12 protein-coding genes are annotated in these 18,412 nt (G+C 62.5%); 10 read left to right on the top strand and 2 right to left on the bottom strand.

The features are described 5' to 3' along the window. Window positions 1–5: 5 nt before the first annotated feature. From ACM3N8_RS01080 to ACM3N8_RS01065, 4 genes are all read left to right on the top strand, one after another. The gene (locus ACM3N8_RS01080; protein WP_416015316.1) at window positions 6–1,223 is read left to right on the top strand and encodes a YgeY family selenium metabolism-linked hydrolase; all 1,218 of its coding nucleotides are present in this window, start codon (window positions 6–8) and stop codon (window positions 1,221–1,223) included. 110 nt (window positions 1,224–1,333) lie between these two features. Continuing rightward, the gene (gene hydA, locus ACM3N8_RS01075; RefSeq protein ID WP_416015315.1) at window positions 1,334–2,758 is read left to right on the top strand and encodes a dihydropyrimidinase; all 1,425 of its coding nucleotides are present in this window, start codon (window positions 1,334–1,336) and stop codon (window positions 2,756–2,758) included. Window positions 2,759–2,853: 95 nt separating this feature from the next. Next, entirely contained in the window at window positions 2,854–3,786 is a 933-nt protein-coding gene (gene arcC / locus ACM3N8_RS01070; protein ID WP_416015314.1) for a carbamate kinase, read from the top strand. Window positions 3,787–3,940: 154 nt separating this feature from the next. Beyond that, a complete protein-coding gene (locus ACM3N8_RS01065) occupies window positions 3,941–4,864 on the top strand; it encodes a DMT family transporter (protein ID WP_103470826.1) in 924 nt (307 codons plus the stop codon). A 162-nt stretch (window positions 4,865–5,026) separates the two neighbouring features. On the opposite strand, the gene yqeB is transcribed toward ACM3N8_RS01065, so the two are convergent. Both yqeB and yqeC read right to left on the bottom strand, forming a co-directional pair. Further along, the gene (yqeB, locus tag ACM3N8_RS01060; RefSeq protein WP_416015313.1) at window positions 5,027–6,619 is read right to left on the bottom strand and encodes a selenium-dependent molybdenum cofactor biosynthesis protein YqeB; all 1,593 of its coding nucleotides are present in this window, start codon (window positions 6,617–6,619) and stop codon (window positions 5,027–5,029) included. Between the two features lie 27 nt (window positions 6,620–6,646). Next, entirely contained in the window at window positions 6,647–7,501 is an 855-nt protein-coding gene (yqeC, locus tag ACM3N8_RS01055; protein WP_378080147.1) for a selenium cofactor biosynthesis protein YqeC, read from the bottom strand. Here yqeC and mocA point away from each other — a divergent pair. The 6 genes from mocA (at window position 7,494) to ACM3N8_RS01025 (ending at window position 18,376) form a co-directional block, all read left to right on the top strand. Beyond that, window positions 7,494–8,132 carry a molybdenum cofactor cytidylyltransferase gene (gene mocA / locus ACM3N8_RS01050; protein ID WP_378080146.1) on the top strand — a complete coding sequence of 213 codons (639 nt, stop codon included), beginning with the start codon at window positions 7,494–7,496 and terminating at the stop codon, window positions 8,130–8,132. The genes yqeC and mocA overlap by 8 nt on opposite strands. A 413-nt stretch (window positions 8,133–8,545) precedes the next feature. Continuing rightward, the gene (gene ygfK, locus ACM3N8_RS01045; protein ID WP_416015312.1) at window positions 8,546–11,653 is read left to right on the top strand and encodes a putative selenate reductase subunit YgfK; all 3,108 of its coding nucleotides are present in this window, start codon (window positions 8,546–8,548) and stop codon (window positions 11,651–11,653) included. A 30-nt stretch (window positions 11,654–11,683) separates the two neighbouring features. Then, a complete protein-coding gene (gene ssnA, locus ACM3N8_RS01040) occupies window positions 11,684–13,012 on the top strand; it encodes a putative aminohydrolase SsnA (RefSeq protein WP_290018299.1) in 1,329 nt (442 codons plus the stop codon). An 80-nt stretch (window positions 13,013–13,092) separates the two neighbouring features. Continuing rightward, window positions 13,093–13,869, top strand: coding sequence for a molybdopterin-dependent oxidoreductase FAD-binding subunit (ygfM, locus tag ACM3N8_RS01035; RefSeq protein ID WP_416015311.1), 777 nt, complete (start codon window positions 13,093–13,095; stop codon window positions 13,867–13,869). Beyond that, the gene (locus ACM3N8_RS01030; RefSeq protein WP_416015310.1) at window positions 13,866–16,763 is read left to right on the top strand and encodes a molybdopterin-dependent oxidoreductase Mo/Fe-S-binding subunit; all 2,898 of its coding nucleotides are present in this window, start codon (window positions 13,866–13,868) and stop codon (window positions 16,761–16,763) included. The genes ygfM and ACM3N8_RS01030 overlap by 4 nt, the downstream gene beginning before the upstream one ends. A gap of 95 nt (window positions 16,764–16,858) precedes the next feature. After that, window positions 16,859–18,376, top strand: a complete 1,518-nt coding sequence (locus ACM3N8_RS01025; protein ID WP_290018296.1) for a nucleobase:cation symporter-2 family protein — start codon at window positions 16,859–16,861, stop codon at window positions 18,374–18,376. Window positions 18,377–18,412 lie beyond the last annotated feature (36 nt).

The raw sequence follows: 18,412 nt of genomic DNA, 5'->3' as shown, positions 1-18,412 counted from the left end.
TCACAATGAGCAAGCAAATTCCGTTTGAAATGGTGTTGGAGAAGGCCCATCAGTACAAGGCCGAGATGAGTCAGTTCCTGCGCGACATGATAGCCATCCCGAGCGAAAGCTGTGATGAGAAGCGGGTGGTGCTGCGTATCAAGCAGGAGATGGAGAAGGTCGGTTTCGACAGGGTCGAGATAGATCCCATGGGCAACGTGCTGGGCTATATCGGCCAGGGCCCGCACCTGATCGCCATGGATGCCCACATAGATACCGTCGGGGTCGGCAACCGCGCCAACTGGACCTTCGATCCCTATGAGGGAATGGAGGATCACGAGATCATCGGTGGCCGCGGTGCCTCCGATCAGGAAGGGGGCATGGCTTCCATGGTCTATGCCGGCAAGCTCATCAAGGAGATGGGGCTGGAAGATCAATATACCCTGCTGGTGACAGGCACAGTGCAGGAGGAGGACTGCGACGGCCTCTGCTGGCAGTACATCATAGAGCAGAGCAAGATCCGCCCCGAGTTCGTGGTCAGTACCGAGCCAACCGACTGCCAGATCTACCGTGGCCACCGCGGCCGCATGGAGATCCGCGTCGAGGTGCAGGGGGTGAGCTGTCACGGCTCGGCGCCGGAGCGCGGTGACAACGCCATCTTCAAGATGGGCCCCATCCTCGGTGAGCTGCAGGCGCTCAGCCACAACCTCGGCCATGACGACTTCCTCGGCAAGGGGACCCTGACCGTCTCCGAGATCTTCTTCACTTCGCCAAGCCGCTGCGCCGTGGCGGACAGCTGCGCCGTCTCCATCGACCGCCGTCTGACCTGGGGTGAAACCTGGCAAGGTGCGCTGGACGAGATCCGCGCCCTGCCTGCGGTGAAAGCCGCCGGGGCCGAGGTCTCCATGTACCAGTACGATCGCCCGGCCTACACAGGGCTGGTCTACCCGACCGAGTGCTACTTCCCGACCTGGAAGGTGGAAGAGGATCACATCACGGTCCGGACCCTCTCCAAGGCTTACACCCAGCTGTTCAACAAGGCGCCGGTGGTGGACAAGTGGACCTTCTCCACCAACGGCGTCTCCATCATGGGTCGCCACGGCATTCCTGTCATCGGCTTTGGTCCGGGCAAGGAGCCGGAAGCCCACGCGCCGAACGAGAAGACCTGGAAGGAGCATCTGGTCAAGTGCGCCGCCATGTACGCCGTGATCCCCATGCTCTATCTGGCCGAGCTGGACGAATGAGGGGGCTGCCGGGCGGCGAGCGTTATCGCCGCCCCTCTGTTGCCAGAGCCCCGTCTCCATTGAGGCGGGGCCTTGCTGTTTGAAGCGATGCGATATTCGAGGTGGTGGGGATGAAGCGGCTGATCAAAAACGGTGTGCTGGTCGATGCACAAGGGGAATATCGTCAGGATCTGCTGATCGAAAAAGGGGTGATCCGTGAGCGCGCCGCCGATATCCAGCCCGATGGCGAGACCGAGGTGATCGATGCCAACGGCTGCTACGTGATGCCGGGCGGCATCGACGTCCACACCCACTTCAACATAGATGTCGGCATTGCCCGCAGTTGCGATGACTTTTTCAGCGGTACCCGTGCCGCCGCCTGTGGTGGCACCACCACAGTTGTCGATCACATGGGATTTGGCCCGGCGGGGTGCAAGCTGCATCACCAGCTGGCCCGCTATCACGACTACGCCGCCACACAGGCGGTGATCGACTACGGCTTTCACGGCGTGATCCAGCATGTGGATGACGCCATCCTCCACGAGATGGCCGCCATGGTGCAGGAGGAGGGGATCAGCAGCTTCAAGCTCTATCTCACCTACCAGTACAAGCTGGGGGACCACGACGTGCTGCGCGCCCTGGCTCGCCTCAAAGAGGTGGGGGCGCTCGCCACCGTCCATCCCGAGAACGATGCCGCCATAGCGGCGCGCCGGGCTGCCCTGCTGGCCGCGGGCCACCATGAACCCTGGTATCACCCCCAGAGCCGCCCGCTGGAGTGCGAAGCCGAGGCGGTGGCCCGGATGATCAATCTGGCGGCGCTGGCGGGCAATGCGCCGCTTTATATCGTCCACCTTTCCAACGGGCTGGGGCTCGAGTACCTGAAACTGGCGCGCCGCCAGGGGCAGCCGGTCTGGGTGGAAACCTGCCCGCAATATCTGCTGCTCGATGACAGCTGCTACTACAAGGAAAACGGGGTCGACTTCTTGTTGAGCCCGCCACTGCGCGGTCGCAGCGAGCAGGACAAGTTGTGGGTCGGCGTCGCTGCCGGCGACATAGACACTGTGGCAACAGATCACTGCAACTTCTCCCACGCCCAGCGCATGACCCTGTCAGGGGGCGATTTCAGCCTCTGCCCCAACGGGCTGCCAGGGGTCGAAAACCGGATGCTGTTGCTGTTTGCCCACGGGGTGCTCGGTGGGCGCATTTCGCCGTCGCGCTTCGTGGCGCTCACCAGCGCCAACCCGGCGCGCCTCTTTGGCCTCTGGCCGCGCAAGGGCAACCTGCAACTTGGGTCTGATGCCGATCTGGTGATCATGGATCCCAGCGGTGAGACCCTGATCCGTCACGCCGCGCTGCACGACAACGGTGACTACAGCCCCTACGAGGGGATGCGCTGCCCCGGCCAGATCAGGATGGTGCTGAGCCGCGGCGAGACAGTGGCCCGCGACGGCGAGTTTCTGGGGCGACGTGGTCACGGCCGCTTTCTGGCCAGAGCGCCCTTTGACCCGGCCTTGGCGCCGGATCTGCACTCGCCTTGCCCCGCGGTGGCAGGCTGACAAGCAGTTCGCATCCCGCAAAGTCATGAGATTTTTTGAACAACGAAAGGTGGGCCGGTATCGCGCCGGCTTGTCCCCTCATTGGAGATAACAAGATGAAACAGCGAATCGTACTGGCTCTGGGTGGCAATGCCCTTGGCAACAACCTGCCCGAGCAGATGAAGGCGGTGCAGAGCACGGCGCACACCATTGCCGACCTGATAGCCCAGGGGCATGAGGTGGTGGTGACCCACGGCAACGGCCCCCAGGTGGGGATGATCCAGCAGGCGTTCGAGGTGGCGGCCCGCCACGACCCCAAAGCCCCCCATCTGCCCATGTCGGTCTGCGTGGCCCTGAGCCAGGGTTACATCGGGTATGACCTGCAAAACGCCTTGCGCGAGGCCTTGCTGGCGCGTGGCATTCACAAACCGGTCGCCACTCTGGTGACGCAAGTTGAGGTGGATAAAAACGATCCCGCCTTTCTCGACCCAAGCAAACCCATCGGCGGCTTCTTCAGCAAGGAGGAGGCCGAGGCGCTGATGGCCAAGGGCGAGCGGCTCAAAGAGGACGCAGGTCGCGGCTATCGCCGGGTGGTGGCATCCCCCAAACCCGTCGACATCATAGAGAAAGAGACAGTCTCCGCCATGCTGGCCGCCGGCCAGGTGGTGATCACAGTTGGTGGTGGCGGCATCCCTGTGCTGCGCGAAGGCAATCATCTGCGCGGTGCCAGCGCGGTGATCGACAAGGATTGGGCCAGCGCCAAACTGGCGGAGCTGATCGATGCCGACATGCTGATCATCCTCACCGCGGTAGAGAAAGTGGCCATCAACTTCGGCAAGCCCGATGTGCAGTGGCTCGATACCCTGAGCGTGGCCGATGCCAACGGCTTTATCGCCCAGGGGCAGTTTGCCAAGGGCTCCATGCTGCCCAAGGTGGAGGCGGCGCTCTCGTTCGCCACATCCTTGCCGGGGCGCAAATCCCTGATCACCTTGCTGGAGAAGGCCGCCGAGGGGATCGCCGGCAAAACCGGCACCCTGATCAGCCTGTAGCCTCGCCTTTGATGGTTGCAAACAGGGGGCCCAAGGCCCCCTTTGTGTTGGCAGACAGACCCGTTACCCGACGATGGGCAGGGCGAAAGGAGAGGCGTAAGATGGCCCCCCTTGGCATAAGATGGGCCAGCAGCAGAGGCGACAAGGCAGAGCAATGAGCACAAAGATCAATATGGCGGCGCTGGGGGGCTTGGTCCTGCTCACCGCCATCTGGAGTTACAGCTGGATAGTGATGAAGCAGGTGATGCTCTACGCGGGGGCCTTCGAGTTCACCGCCCTGCGCTGCCTGTGCGGATCCCTAGTGCTGCTGCTGGTGCAGTGTCTGCGTGGTCGCCAATACCTCACACCCACCCCGTTTCGCTACACCCTGGCCATAGCCCTGTTTCAGACCTGCGGCATGGTGGGGCTGGCCCAGTGGGCGCTCATCAGCGGCGGGGCGGGCAAGGTGGCCATTCTGAGTTACACCATGCCGTTCTGGGTGGTGATCTTCGCGGCGCTCTTCCTGGGGGAGCGGATGCGCAAGCTGCACTATGTGGCGGTCGGGGTGGCGGCTTGCGGACTGCTGTTGGTGATCGAGCCCTGGCAACTGCATCTGGATTCCATGAAGAGCGCGCTGCTGGGGATCGCCTCCGGCATCTGCTGGGGGATCAGCGCCATCATCGCCAAGCGGATGTATGCCCGCCACCCCGGGGTGGATCTCATGTCCCTCACCACCTGGCAGATGATTTACGCCACCCTGGTGATGGCACTGGTGGCGGCCCTGGTGCCGGAGCGGCCCATCGACTGGCAGCCCTATGTGTTTGGGGCGCTCGCCTACAGCGCCATCTTCGCCACCGCGCTGGCCTGGAGCCTCTGGCTCTTCGTACTGAAAAAATTGCCGGCGGGGATTGCCGGGCTCAGCACACTGGCGGTACCGGTAACAGGCGTGCTGCTCTCCTGGTGGCTGCTCGGCGAAAACCCGGGGCCGGTGGAGGGGAGCGGCATCCTGCTTATCGTGCTGGCGCTTGTCGTCATCAGCCGCAAGGGCAAGCGTTCCGTGGTGTCGGTGGCGGGGGAGACCCGGATCAAGCAGGGTTGAGCCCATCGCAGGTAAAGGAATAGCAAAGGGCCCGCCATCATGGCGGGCCCTTTTTTGCTTCTGTGCTGGCTTATCTGCGCTGGGCCAGATGCATCATGGCTTCCAATACCGCGCCACCGATCGATAACGCGGGCCTTGCCGATAGGGCAATGGCGTTTGCCCTTATCTGCGCTGAGCCAGGTGCATCATGGCCTCCAATACCGCGCCACCGATCGCCCGGGCCTTGTCCGATACCGTAGTGGGATCGGCCCGCTCGCCTCTGGGGTCTATGTCACCGATCTTGAAGCCGACGGTCACCTCAATGCCATCGCTCAGCAGACCCCGCACCATGCCAGAGAGCGGCGCGATAATAGGGGCGTCCCCCACGTGGGCGATCACATCGCCCTCCTGCACCAGATCACCGAGCTTGATCAGGCTCTTCATCATCCCGGCGGCGGGGGCACGCACCACCCGGCGGGCCGAGTGCCCCTCGATCACCCCGGGAATGCCGGTGTTGGGCTGGGCGGGGCCCTGATAGATGACTCTCCCCAGATGGTGGCCGCGGTTGGTCTCGATCACCGCATCGCAGTCGCGCCCCGCCTCGAAGCCCGGGCCGAGGGCGACCGTGATGGGGGCCATCTCCCTGTGGGTGCCGAGGTTCTGCTTGGCCAAAATGGCATCCACCAGATAGCGGGGCTTGAGATCACTCAGAGTCGTGCAATCGGGGTCGACCAGCAGCGGGATTATGCCAAGATCCAGCTGCTCGAACGCCTGCTCGACGCTCTCGACCCGCTTGGCACACACCCCTTCGACGCTGGTTTCGCCGTCAAACATCCCCTGGGCGAAGGCCACTGTGCGGCGGATCACGGTGGGCTTGTCGAGATCCAGCATCACCACCTTGAAGCCGGCATTGTAGAGCCGCAGCGCCACCCCGGTGGCGATGTCGCCGGAGCCGCGCATCACCACCAGCCGATCCCGCTTGAGGCGCACGTCATCCTGCATCAGGCCGCCCGATTTGCCGTTTTTTACCTGCAGCAGCTCGGCGAGGATGCTGATGGCGATCTCCTCCGGGGTCTCGGCGCCTATGTTGTAGCCGATGGGGGCGTGCAGCCGTTGCAACTGCTCCTGGCTGATGCCTTGCTGGCGCAGGGCCTGGGTGAAGGTCTGCACCTTGCGCTTGCTGGCGAGCAGCCCCAGGTAGGCGAGGGGACGGGAGATGAGCCGCTCCAGCGCCTCCTTGTCCTGGTGGTTGGTGGCTATGATGACGAAGTTGGCGGGCTCTATGGCCAGCGCCTCGATCACGGCGCTCATGCTCTCGGCCTGCTTGAGATGGGTACCGGCGGGGAAGAGCTCGGGGTTGAGGCTCCCTTCAAAACAGTCGCCGACATGGATATCAAAGCCCAAGGGGGCCGCGGCCTGGGCCAGCGCCCGGTTGACATGACCGGCGCCGATCAATACCAGACGGGGGCGCAGGCCGTAGACATCGATATAGACCGACATGGCGCCGCCGCAATCCGAGCCCACCGCATGCTCGCCGTTGCGGGCCATGCGGCCGTGGAATATGCGCGGCTTGCGCTCACCAATGGCCGCGACGGCTTCCTCTATCACCAGCCGCTCTATCATGCCGCCGCCTATGGTGCCGAGGATCTGGCCGTCGGCCATCACCAGCATCTGGGCCTGATGGCGCGGGGTAGAGCCGCGGCTCTCGATGATCTGGGCCATCGCGAACGGGGTGTTGGCCTGTTCCAGTTGGGCTGCGTGTGAAAAAAGATTCATAAGGTACCTCATTTCATCCTTAACGGGTCATGCGCGCGGTGAAGCCACCAGTTCGCCATCCAGAGGGGCCTGGCTCACCACATGACGAATGGCGATGGGCTCGCGTACCGCTCCCTGCCAGATGGCGTGGAGCTCGGGGTGACGGGCCAGCAGCGTTATCAACTGCGGCTGCCATGACGCCTCATTTTGATAATCGCCATTGATAAACCAGATCCGGCGGGCCCTGGCCGGGGTGCCCTTGAACACCCCCTGGGGGTGGGCGAGCAGCCGGTCAAACAGCGCCCAATCCAGCGGCTCACCGGCCTCTATCCCGTACAGGGACTGGAGTTCGGCCCAGCGGTGGATCTGCTGGGGGTCGGCCTTGGCCCCCACCATGGCGCCGCCCACCAGGGCGATTACCCAGTCACTCTGGTGTGGAATGCAAGGTTCGTGCAAAGCGGGCACTTTCAATAACTTGTGATGGGCGCCGTCCGCCTCCACCAGGATGAGATCGAAGCGCTGCTGCCCCTTGATGAGATCGATCTGTTGGGGCGTGGGCCCCACGGCCTTGCCGCTGGTCCGATCGAGATGGCTGAACAGGGCGACCAGGGTGGGGCCATCGGGCAGGTGCTGGCAGCGGGTGAGCTGGCGGACGGGATCGGCTTCCAGGATCAATTCCCGATAGTGTGACTGGGCTGGCAGAAACATCCGGGTGCTGGTGGTAATCAGCACTCTTTTGCCCTGTTTATAAAAATATTCCGCCAGCCAGAACAGGGTGCTGGTTTTGCCGCCGGCGCCGCAGAGGCTAATTAAGGTGGTACGGCTATCTATATTTTCGGTGAGCGGGTTTAATAGTGTCTCAATATCGGGAAAGGCACGCTGGACAGATGAGGGGATGGGCATGGCAACGACCGATTCAAATAAGGGCGCAGGCAGTGAACAGCACTGTCATTCCAGAACGAGATGCGACTGCATAATAACGGCGGCCGGCCTCTCGTCGCGAATGGGCGCGTGGAAACTGATGCTACCGTATCGCCAGAGCACGATTCTTGATGAGAGTCTCAAAAATGCCCTCGCTTTCTGTGACCGTATTATTCTGGTGGTGGGACATCGCGGTGACGAGCTGATGGCGCGCTATGCAGAGAGACCCGAGATCCTGCTGGTGGAAAACCATGATTATGCACAGGGGCTCGGCAGCTCCATCCGGCTGGCACTGGCGGCCAGCAGCAGCGACTACCTCTTCATCTCCCACGGCGATCTGCCCTGCATTCCCCCCGATGTCTACCAGACGCTCTGGCAGGCACGGGGCCCCCACACACTTTTCCCCCGTTATCTGGGCGAGTCAGGGCATCCTGTGTTGCTGCCATCATCCCTTGGCAAAGCGCTGGCCGAAGCGCCGGTACAAGGCTCGATCCGCCGCTGGTTGATGGCACATCCCCATCGCTTCGTCGAGGTGCACAGTGACGCCATCCTGCTGGATGTGGACACCCCTGAGCGTTATCAGGCGCTGCTGCGGGCAGACGACGCTGGCTGAGCCTGACTATTATCAAATGCATGTCAGTGCATAATTATGAAAATCGGAACCAGGACAAACACGGCATTGTGGCCGCTGTGGTGGCCGACATTATCACCCTGCGTGGCCTGATAAAGGCAGGCGCAATGAGATTATCAAACTGATATTCGACCCCGCCGACGTGAGACTTTCTCAGCATCTATCGCTATTTCAACGTGATTAATGTGCGTTATTGATAGCCGCTCTCATCCCCGAAACAGGTATTTCCTGTCGATATTTCATTAATTCGAAGCGCCTCACGCTTTTACGCTCACATAATTAAATTTTCCAGCACTGGCCTGATTGTTGCTTTTGTCTGTTTCAAGGGGCTGTCTCGTGAATGCGCCCCATTTATTCACCCAGTCAATGAGCAGAGCCGCTGCAAGGAGATCATCATGGGCGATATTATGCGACCCCTTCCGTTCAAGAACCTGCTGACCCGCATGTTTGCGGAATATAAAGAGAGTCAGAGCATTTTCAGTATTCCCGCCGCGCAATTTTATCGCAAGCAGGACGAGCGCAAGATCAAGGTGTTCGGTGAAACCTGCGAAACCCCAATCGGTCCGGCGGCCGGTCCCCATACCCAGCTGGCCCAGAATATCGTCACCTCCTGGCTGACCGGCGGGCGCTTTATCGAGCTCAAGACGGTGCAGATCCTGGACCGTCTCGAACTGGCAAAGCCCTGCATCGATGCCGAGGATGAGTGCTTCAACACCGAGTGGTCCACCGAGTTCACCCTGCCCAAGGCGTTCGACGAGTACCTCAAAGCCTGGTTCGCCCTCTATCTGCTGGAAGAGGTGTTCGACCCACGTCTCGACGGGGAGGCCAAGTCCTTCATCTTCAACATGAGCGTGGGGTACAACCTAGATGGCATCAAACAGCCGCCGATGCAGCAGTTCATCCACAGCCTGATGGATGCCGGCAGCAATTCAAAATTTGCCGAATACCAGCAGGTGGTACGTGACCTCGTGGCCGACGAGCAGTTTATCGCCGAGCTGGGACTGGGAGATCGCCGCGATCGCCTGCAACAGCTGGCGGACTGCATCCCGGCCAATCTGGTGCACGGCGTCACCCTCTCCACCATGCACGGTTGCCCGCCCAACGAGATTGAGGCCATCTGCCGCTACATGCTGGAAGAGAAGGGGCTCAACACCTTCGTCAAACTGAACCCGACCCTGCTGGGCTACCCGCGGGTGCGCGAGATCCTCGACACCTGCGGCTTTGATTACATAGGTCTGAGCGAAGCGTCGTTCGATCACGACCTCAAGCTGGATCAGGCCAAGGCGATGCTGACCCGATTGATGGCGCTGGGGGCCGAGAAGGGGCTCACCTTCGGGGTCAAGCTCACCAACACCCTCGGCACCATCAACCGCAAGGGGGCGCTGCCCGGCGATGAGATGTACATGTCCGGCCGGGCGCTGTTCCCGCTCTCCATCAACGTGGCCGCCGTGCTGTCCCGCGCCTTCGATGGCAAGCTGCCCATCTCCTACTCGGGTGGCGCCAGCAAGTTCAACATCGCCGAAATCTTCGAGACCGGCATCCGTCCCATTACCATGGCGACCGACCTGCTCAAGCCCGGTGGCTACCTGCGCCAGCTCGAGTGCCTCAAAGAGATAGACGCCTCCGATAGCTGGGCCATGAGTCAGGTGGATGTGGCCAAGTTGGAAGCCCTTGCCGCCAAGGCCCTCACCATGGATTACACCCAGAAGGAGTGGAAGTCCGGGGATCGTATCGAAGTGGGTGGCGGTCTGCCGCTGACCGACTGCTACGTGGCCCCCTGCGTCACCGCCTGCGCCGTGCATCAGGATATCCCCGAGTACATTCGCCTGATGGGCGAGGGGGAGTATGTGGCTGCGCTGGAACTCATCTATCAGCGCAACGCCTTGCCCGCCATCACAGGCCATATCTGTGATCACCAGTGCCAGTACAACTGCACTCGTCTGGATTACGACAGCCCGCTCAATATCCGCGAACTCAAGAAGGTCGCGCTGGAGCGCGGCTGGGAAGGGTACAAGGCGCGCTGGCACAAACCGGCAGGCAGCGGTGACAAGCACCCGGTTGCCGTGATTGGCGCAGGCCCGGCCGGTCTCTCCGCCGGTTACTTCCTGGCCCGTGCCGGTCATCCGGTCACCATCTTCGAACGCGAAGCCGATGCCGGTGGCGTGGTCAAACACATCATCCCCGAGTTCCGCATCCCGGCCGAGCTTATCGCGCACGACATCGACTTTGTCGCCGCCCACGGGGTCAAGTTCGAGTTTGGCTGCGATATGGCCCTGACTGTCGACAAGCTGCATGCCCAGGGCTTTGCCTATGTCTTCGTCGGCATAGGTGCCGACAAGAATGGCGGCATGCGCCTCGATGGGGGACACGAGCGGATTTACAAATCCTTCCATTTCCTGCGCAGCTTCAATCAGGGCAAACCCCTGCCGCTCGGCCGCCATGTGGCTGTGATCGGCGCCGGCAACACCGCCATGGATTGCGCCCGCGCGGCCCTCAAGGTGCCCGGTGTCAGCGATGTGACCGTTATCTACCGTCGCAGCGAGAAAGAGATGCCAGCTTACCGTGAGGAGGTTCTGGAAGCGGTGGAGGATGGGGTGCGTTTTTGCTTCCTCACCAATCCGGAGCGCTTTGACAAAGATGGCAAGCTTGTCGTGCGGATGATGGCGCTGGGGGAACCTGACGAGCAGGGCCGCCGCCGTCCGGTACCCACAGATCAGACCGAAGTGATGCAGATGGATGCCCTGATCACCGCCATCGGCGAGCAGCCCGATTGTGACGTGCTCGAGGCGATGGGGATTCCCCTTGGCAGCGATGGCTGGCCCGAGGTGGATAGCCAGGGCGAGACCAGCCGTCGCAACGTCTTCCTGATTGGTGACGTGCAGAGCGGCCCATCCTCCATAGTCGCGGCCATCGGTGGCGCTCGCCGCGCCGCGGATCTGGTGCTGGCCCGCGAGCATATCGCCGGAAGCCAGACCGAGGTGTCAATCCAGCCGTCGGGCAAGGATGAGATCTACCGCCGCAAAGGGAACATAGCCGTCACCCTGGTCGACAAGGGCGAGCGGGATGCCTTCGTGGCGCAGGAGGCGCACCGCTGCCTCGAGTGCAACTACCTCTGCAGCAAGTGCGTGGATGTCTGCCCCAACCGGGCCAACGTCGCCATCGCCGTACCGGGCTTCAAGGATCAGTTCCAGACCCTGCACCTGGATGCCTACTGCAACGAGTGCGGCAACTGCGCCCAGTTCTGCCCCTGGCAGGGCAAGCCCTATCAGGACAAGGTCACCATCTTCAGCCTGCCCGAGGACTTCGACAACAGCCGCAACCCCGGTTTCTATCTGGCGGATGGTGGTGAACTGAGGATCCGTCAGGGTGGCGAGACCTATCGCCTGACCATAGACGAACAGAGCCGGATCAAGGATGCCCCCGAGGCGCTCGCTGACATGTGCCGCATCATCAGCCATGTCCACGCCCATCACCACTACCTGCTGGGGGCCGTCGCGGCCTGAGCGAACAACGAATAAGCGAAGGAGCAAACCATGTTTATTCTGAAAAACGTCACCGCCGTCCAGCTGGAGCCGACCCGGGTGCTGGAAGGGGTGGATATCGCCATCGAAGGGACACTTATCAAGGCGGTGGGGCCCAATCTGCGGGCCCTCTACCCGGAGGCCAACTATCGGGAGATGGGGGGCAAGCTGGTGATGCCGGGCATCGTCTGCGCCCACAACCACTTCTACTCCGGCCTGTCGCGGGGGATCATGGCCAACATAGCCCCCAGCCCGGACTTTATCTCCACCCTGAAAAACCTCTGGTGGCGGCTCGATCGGGCGCTTGATGAGGAGTCCCTCTACTACAGCGGCCTCATCTGCTCGCTGGAAGCGATCAAGAGCGGTTGCAGCGCTGTGATCGACCACCACGCCTCGCCCAACTTCATCAAGGGTTCCCTGAATGTGCTGCGCAAAGGGTTTGTGGAGGCGGGTCTGCGCGGCATGACCTGCTTCGAGACCACGGATCGCAACGGCGGCCTCGCCGAGCTGCAGGCCGGGGTGGAGGAGAACATCCTGTTCGCGCAGGCCATTGATGCCGCCAAGGCCAAGGGGAGCGAACCCTATCTGGTGGAGGCGCACATCGGTGCCCACGCACCTTTCACTGTGCCGGACGAGGGGCTGGCCATGCTGCGCGAAGCTGTGCAGGTGACCGGTCGCGGTCTGCATATCCATGTGGCGGAAGATAGATACGACATGGCCCACGGCCACCACCACCATGGCAAGGAGCCCATCGCCCGGTTGGACGAATTTGGTCTTATCGACAGCAAGTCGCTTGTTGCCCACGGCATCTACCTGAGCCCCTCCGACATCGAGCTGCTCAACAGCCGCGATGCCTTCCTGGTGCACAACGCCCGCTCCAACATGAACAACCACGTGGGCTACAACCTGCACCTGCCACAGTTTCGCAATCTGGCGCTCGGTACCGACGGCATCGGCTCCGACATGCTCGAAGAGCTCAAGTTCGCCTACTTCAAGCACAAGGATGCCGGCGGGGCGCTTTGGCCAGACAGCTTTGCCCGCTTCCTGTGGAACGGCAACACATTGCTGGAGCGCAACTTCGGCGCCAAGTTTGGCCGCCTGGAGGCGGGCTACAAGGCCGACCTCACCATCTGCGACTACGACGCACCGACCCCGCTGGCACCGCGCAACCTCGGCGGCCATCTCGCCTTCGGCATGGGATCAAACAGCGTCAACAGCGTGATGGTGGAGGGGCGCATGGTCTATCAGGACCGCGAGTTCCCGTTCGATGTCGCGCCCCTTTATGAGCAGGCCAGCAAGGTGGCGAGCCGCCTGTGGCAACGGATGGATCAGCTGGCCTAAGGCCACTTTCCATGGTTTTGGACCGGATTGCCCGCCCAGTGGATTGCCCCGGCGGCGGGCAGCAAGAGTGAGGACGACACATGATTGAGCAATTCTTCCGACCCGAGCAACTGGGTCAGGCGTTGGAACTCAAGGCCCGCTTTGGCAGCGACGCCGTCTACATGGGGGGCGGCAGCAAGCTCAACGCCGCCCCGACCCGCACCGACAAAAAGGTCGCCATCTCGCTGGCCCGGCTGGGACTTGGCCAGATTGAGCAGCAGCACGGTCAGCTCCATATCGGCGCCACCGTCACCCTGCAGACCTTGAAAGATGACCCCCGTACTCCGGCCGCCCTGTGCGAGGCGCTGGGCTTTGTCTACTCCCGCCATCTGCGCAATCAGGCCACCGTCGGTGGCGAAATTGCCTGCCAGCAGCAGGACTCCCCAGTGTTGGCGGTGCTGCTGGTGCTTGAAGCCGTGGTGGTGCTGGAGAACAACCAGCTGCAACCCATAGACGCCTATCTGGCGGGGCAGCGCAATGCGCTCATTCTGGGGATTGTGCTGCCGGAGCCTGAACTGCGCTGCGCCACCCGCCGCATCAGCCGCAACGCCGACGGGCTGGCGGTGATGACCGCCGCCGTGGCCCTCGACAGCATTGGCGAGATGCGGGTGGCCCTGGCAGGCGTCACGCCGCAGCCGATGCGATTGCGAGACGTGGAGCGCCACGATCTCCATGACGGGGCGCTGGAAGCGGCCGTCAGCAAGATATTGATCCCGCGCGCCGATCTGACGGGCAGCGTGGCCTACAAACGCTATATCAGCGGCGTGGTAGTGGCGGATCTGCTGGTGGACTGCCAGCAGCAGGAGGTGCAAGCATGATGGAACTCAACTTCACACTGAACGGTGCCCAGCGCACCGTCATCGCCCCGGCTGGCGAGAATGCCCAGCGGGTGCTGTTCAACCAGTGCCGGATGCACTCGGTGCGCAACAGTGACGATGGTTTCGGCTTTGCCGGCTCCGACGCCATCCTGTTCAACGGCAAGGTGATCAACGCTTCTCTGCTGATCGCCGCCCAGCTGGAGGGGGCCCAGGTGCGCACCGCCGAGTCGCTGGGCAGCTGGAACCAGCTCAGTCTGGTACAGCAGGCCATGGTGGATGTCGGCGTGGTGCAGTCCGGCTACAACGATCCGGCCGCCGCGCTCATCGTCACCGACCTGCTTGATCGCCACCCCGATCCCAGCCGTGATCAAATCGACGACGCGCTCTCGGGCCTGTTTCACCGCGATGGCGGTTACCAGCAGTTCTATCAGGCCATAGATCTTGCCTGCTCGCGGATGAAGGATCCGGATTATTTGTGCCAGATAGCCCCGGAGTTTCGGGGTGATCTGCGCCATATCGGCAAGAGCTGCCCGAAAGTGGACGCGGCCAAGATGGTGCAGGCCAAGCCCTGCTACGTGGAAGACAGAGTTACCGAGGATGCGCTGATCATCAAGATGCTGCGCAGCCCCCATCCCCATGCAGTGATCACCCGACTCGACGTGAGCCGCGCGCAAGCGCTGCCGGGCGTGGTGCACGTCATCACCCACCTCAACTGCCCGGATGTGTTTTACACCCCGGGTGGCCAGAGCGCCCCCGAGCCGTCACCGCTGGATCGCCGCATGTTCAGCCGCAAGGTGCGCCACGTGGGGGACAGGGTCGCCGCCGTGGTGGCCGAGAGTGAAGAAGCCGCACTGGCTGCGCTGAAGCTCATCGAGGTGGAGTATCAGGTGCTGCCTGCGGTCATGAATATCGATGAGGCGATGGCCCCCAATGCACCCCTGGTGCACGACGAGCCCATCATCTACATGGCCGGGGCACCTGCGGATCTGGAGCAGCAGAACGCCTGCTCGGTGCGTCGCGGCGACGAGCACATGATCATCAACTTCCCCATCGGCTCACGCCCGCACGAGAACCTGGCAGCCAGCGTCCATGGCCAGATCGGTGACGTGGCCAAGGGCTTTGCCGAGGCGGACGAGATTGTCGAGCGCACCTACGAATCGACCCAGGCCCAGCAGTGCCCGACCGAGCCGCACATCTGCTTTACCTACATGGATGGGGATCGGCTGGTGATCCACGCCTCCACTCAGGTGCCCTGGCACGTGCGCCGTCAGGTGGCGCGCATCGTCGGCATGAAGCAGCACCAGGTGCATGTGATCAAGGAGCGGGTAGGGGGCGGCTTTGGCTCCAAGCAGGATATCCTGCTGGAAGAGGTGTGCGCCTGGGCGACCAGGGTCACCGGCCGTCCGGTCACCTTCCGCTACACCCGTGAAGAGGAGTTCATCAGCAACACCTCCCGCCACGTGGCCAAAGTGAAGGTGAAAGTGGGGGCCAAAAAAGATGGCACCATCACCGCCATCGACATGGATTTTCGTGCCAATACAGGCCCTTACGGCAACCACTCGTTGACGGTGCCAAGCAATGGCCCGGCGCTCTCCCTGCCGCTCTACCCGTGCGACAACGTGCGCTTTACCGTCAACACCTACTACAGCAACATCTGCCCGACCGGGGCCTATCAGGGTTATGGTGCGCCCAAGGGCAACTTCGCGCTGACCATGGCCATCGCCGAACTGGCTGAGAAACTGGGGATTGACCAGCTCGACATGGTGGAGCACAACCGGGTCCATGAGGGGGACATCCTCAAGGTGCTGGGGGCCATCGGCGAGGGCAAGATGCCCACCTCTGTGCCCCACGCCGCCAGCTGCGCCCTCGAGCCCATCCTCAAACAGGGCCGCGAGCTGATCGCCTGGGACAGCCCCAAACCCGCCGACGGGGATTGGCGCATCGGCCGTGGTGTCGCCATCATCATGCAAAAATCGGGGATCCCGGATATCGATCAGGCCAACTGCATGGTCAAGCTGGAATCGGACGGCACCTTTATCGTCCACTCAGGTGGCGCCGATATCGGCACCGGTCTGGATACGGTCGTGGCCAAGCTGACCGCCGAGGTGCTGGGTTGCCCGCTCGGGGATGTGCATGTGATCTCTGGCGACACGGATCACGCCCTGTTCGACAAGGGGGCCTATGCCTCGTCCGGTACCTGCTTCTCCGGCAACGCGGCCAAGATGGCGGCCGAGAACCTCAAGGCGAAGATCCTGTACCACGGCGCCGCCATGCTGGGGGAACCGGTGGAGGAGGTGGCGCTGGAGTTCCCCGGCATGGTGCGTGGCAAGCTGGGAGAGGTCTCCTTTGCCAAGATCGCCCACAAGTCGGAGACAGGTACCGGCTTCGGTATTCTGGTGGGCACCGCCAGCTACATCACCTCCGAGCTCGCCTTCCCGTACGGGGCCAACTTCGCCGAGGTGGCGGTCAACGTCAGGACCGGTCAGATCCGGCTCGACAAGTTCTACGCCCTGCTCGACTGCGGCACCCCCATCAACCCGGAACTGGCGCTCGGCCAGATCTATGGCGCCACCATGCGGGCCATAGGCCACACCATGACGGAGGAGATCTGCTACGACGGCAGGGGCATTCCGCTCACCCGGGATCTCAAGAGCTATGGCGCCCCCAAGATTGGCGACATTCCGCGCGATTTTCGGGCCTTTCTGGTGCCGAGTGACGACAAGGTCGGCCCCTACGGCGCCAAGTCCATCTCGGAGATCGGGGTCAACGGCGCCGCGCCCGCCATCGCCACCGCCATCCATGACGCCTGCGGTGTCTGGCTGCGCAAGTGGCACTTCACGCCGGAGCAGATCCTGCGCGAACTGGGCAAGCTGGAGCAACAAGCGTCGGCATAACAAAAGAAAAGGTGAGGGGCGGGCACAGGCTTGCCCCCAGCACCTGACGGCGGAATGAGTACTCCGCCCACATTCTGTGTGATGGGACAAACATGATGTCTAAAACAACACGCAAGCACTCGGATCTGATTTACGCGCTCGAAGACAAGCCCCCCTTCTATCAAACCCTGATGGGCGCCGTGACCCACCTGCTGGCCATTTTTGTGCCCATGGTGACCCCGGCGCTGATCGTCGGCGGGGCCCTCGGGCTCTCCACCGAAACCACCGCCTATCTGGTCTCCATGGCGATGATCGCCTCCGGCATCGGCACCTGGCTGCAGGTGAACCGCTACGGCCCCATAGGATCGGGCCTGCTCTCCATCCAGTCGGTCAATTTCTCCTTCGTTACCGTGATGATTGCGCTCGGCAGCGCCATGAAAAAGGATGGCCTGCACGAGGAGCTGATCGTCTCGACCCTGCTGGGGGTCTCCTTCGTCGGGGCCTTCCTGGTGGTGGGCTCCTCCTTCGTGCTGCCTTACCTCAAGCGGGTGATCACCCCGACCGTGAGCGGGGTCGTGGTGCTGATGATTGGCCTCAGCCTCATCAAGGTCGGCATCATAGATTTTGGTGGCGGCTTCTCCGCCATGAGCAGCGGCACCTTCGGCAAATACGAGAACATAGGGCTGGGGCTGCTGGTGCTCTGCGTCATCGTCGCTTTCAACTGCAGCAGGAGCCCGCTGCTTCGCATGAGCGGCATCGCCATCGGTCTGATGGTGGGCTATGTGGTGGCCCTGATGCTCGGCATGGTGGACTTCTCCGCGCTGGAGAACCTGCCGCTCATCACGGTTCCCATTCCGTTCAAATACGGCTTTTCCTTCGATTTTCACGCCTTCGTGCTGGCCGGCACCATCTATCTGTTGAGCGTGCTGGAGGCGGTGGGGGACATCACGGCCACCGCCATGGTTTCCCACCGGGATATCCAGGGCCCCGAGTTTCAAAAACGCCTCAGTGGCGGCGTGCTGGCGGACGGCCTGGTGTCGGTGATCGCCTCGGCGCTCGGCTCCCTGCCGCTCACCACCTTCGCCCAGAACAATGGCGTCATCCAGATGACGGGGGTGGCGTCGCGCCACGTGGGCAAGTTCATCGCCGTCATCCTGGTGCTGCTGGGTCTCTTCCCCGTGGTGGGACGCTTCTTCACCACCATTCCTTCGCCGGTGATGGGGGGCGCCATGACCATCATGTTCTCCATGATCGCCATCGCCGGCGGGCGCATCATCATCAGCCACGGCTTCGACCGGCGCGAGACCCTGATAGTCGCCACCTCGCTGGGCTTGGGTCTCGGCGTATCTTACGACCCGAACGTCTTCAAGGTGCTGCCGGCCGGGCTCTACATGCTGGTGGAGAACCCCATCTGCGCTGGCGGCATCACCGCCATCATCATGAACCTGGTACTGCCCCAGAGCCGCAGACGCAAGGCGGTCGCCAATGCCGCCGAGACGGTGGAGCTGATCCAGCTCAGCGACAAGCCGGATGTGATCTTCACCGCCCGCAACGCGGGCCAGCCGGGTTCGCGCAAAGAGCAGAGGCCGGCTGAGCCCGAGTCGGGGGGCGCGCCTCAAGCCGAGCGCATCTGATTGTCAATGCAACAAGAACGTCAACAGAACAAGAGA

The organism is Aeromonas sp. A04, from assembly GCF_047780465.1.
Taxonomy (GTDB): Bacteria; Pseudomonadota; Gammaproteobacteria; order Enterobacterales; family Aeromonadaceae; genus Aeromonas; species Aeromonas bestiarum.
This window is presented reverse-complemented; position numbering and strand designations above follow the sequence as displayed.

Coding starts and splice junctions, on each gene's coding strand:
- mocA (WP_378080146.1), top strand. CDS start 7,494: ATGGGCATGGCAACGACCGATTCAAATAAGGGCGCAGGCAGTGAACAG.
- ygfM (WP_416015311.1), top strand. CDS start 13,093: ATGATTGAGCAATTCTTCCGACCCGAGCAACTGGGTCAGGCGTTGGAA.
- ygfK (WP_416015312.1), top strand. CDS start 8,546: ATGGGCGATATTATGCGACCCCTTCCGTTCAAGAACCTGCTGACCCGC.
- ACM3N8_RS01030 (WP_416015310.1), top strand. CDS start 13,866: ATGATGGAACTCAACTTCACACTGAACGGTGCCCAGCGCACCGTCATC.
- ACM3N8_RS01065 (WP_103470826.1), top strand. CDS start 3,941: ATGAGCACAAAGATCAATATGGCGGCGCTGGGGGGCTTGGTCCTGCTC.
- ssnA (WP_290018299.1), top strand. CDS start 11,684: ATGTTTATTCTGAAAAACGTCACCGCCGTCCAGCTGGAGCCGACCCGG.
- hydA (WP_416015315.1), top strand. CDS start 1,334: ATGAAGCGGCTGATCAAAAACGGTGTGCTGGTCGATGCACAAGGGGAA.
- arcC (WP_416015314.1), top strand. CDS start 2,854: ATGAAACAGCGAATCGTACTGGCTCTGGGTGGCAATGCCCTTGGCAAC.
- yqeB (WP_416015313.1), bottom strand. CDS start 6,619: ATGAATCTTTTTTCACACGCAGCCCAACTGGAACAGGCCAACACCCCG.
- ACM3N8_RS01080 (WP_416015316.1), top strand. CDS start 6: ATGAGCAAGCAAATTCCGTTTGAAATGGTGTTGGAGAAGGCCCATCAG.
- yqeC (WP_378080147.1), bottom strand. CDS start 7,501: ATGCCCATCCCCTCATCTGTCCAGCGTGCCTTTCCCGATATTGAGACA.
- ACM3N8_RS01025 (WP_290018296.1), top strand. CDS start 16,859: ATGTCTAAAACAACACGCAAGCACTCGGATCTGATTTACGCGCTCGAA.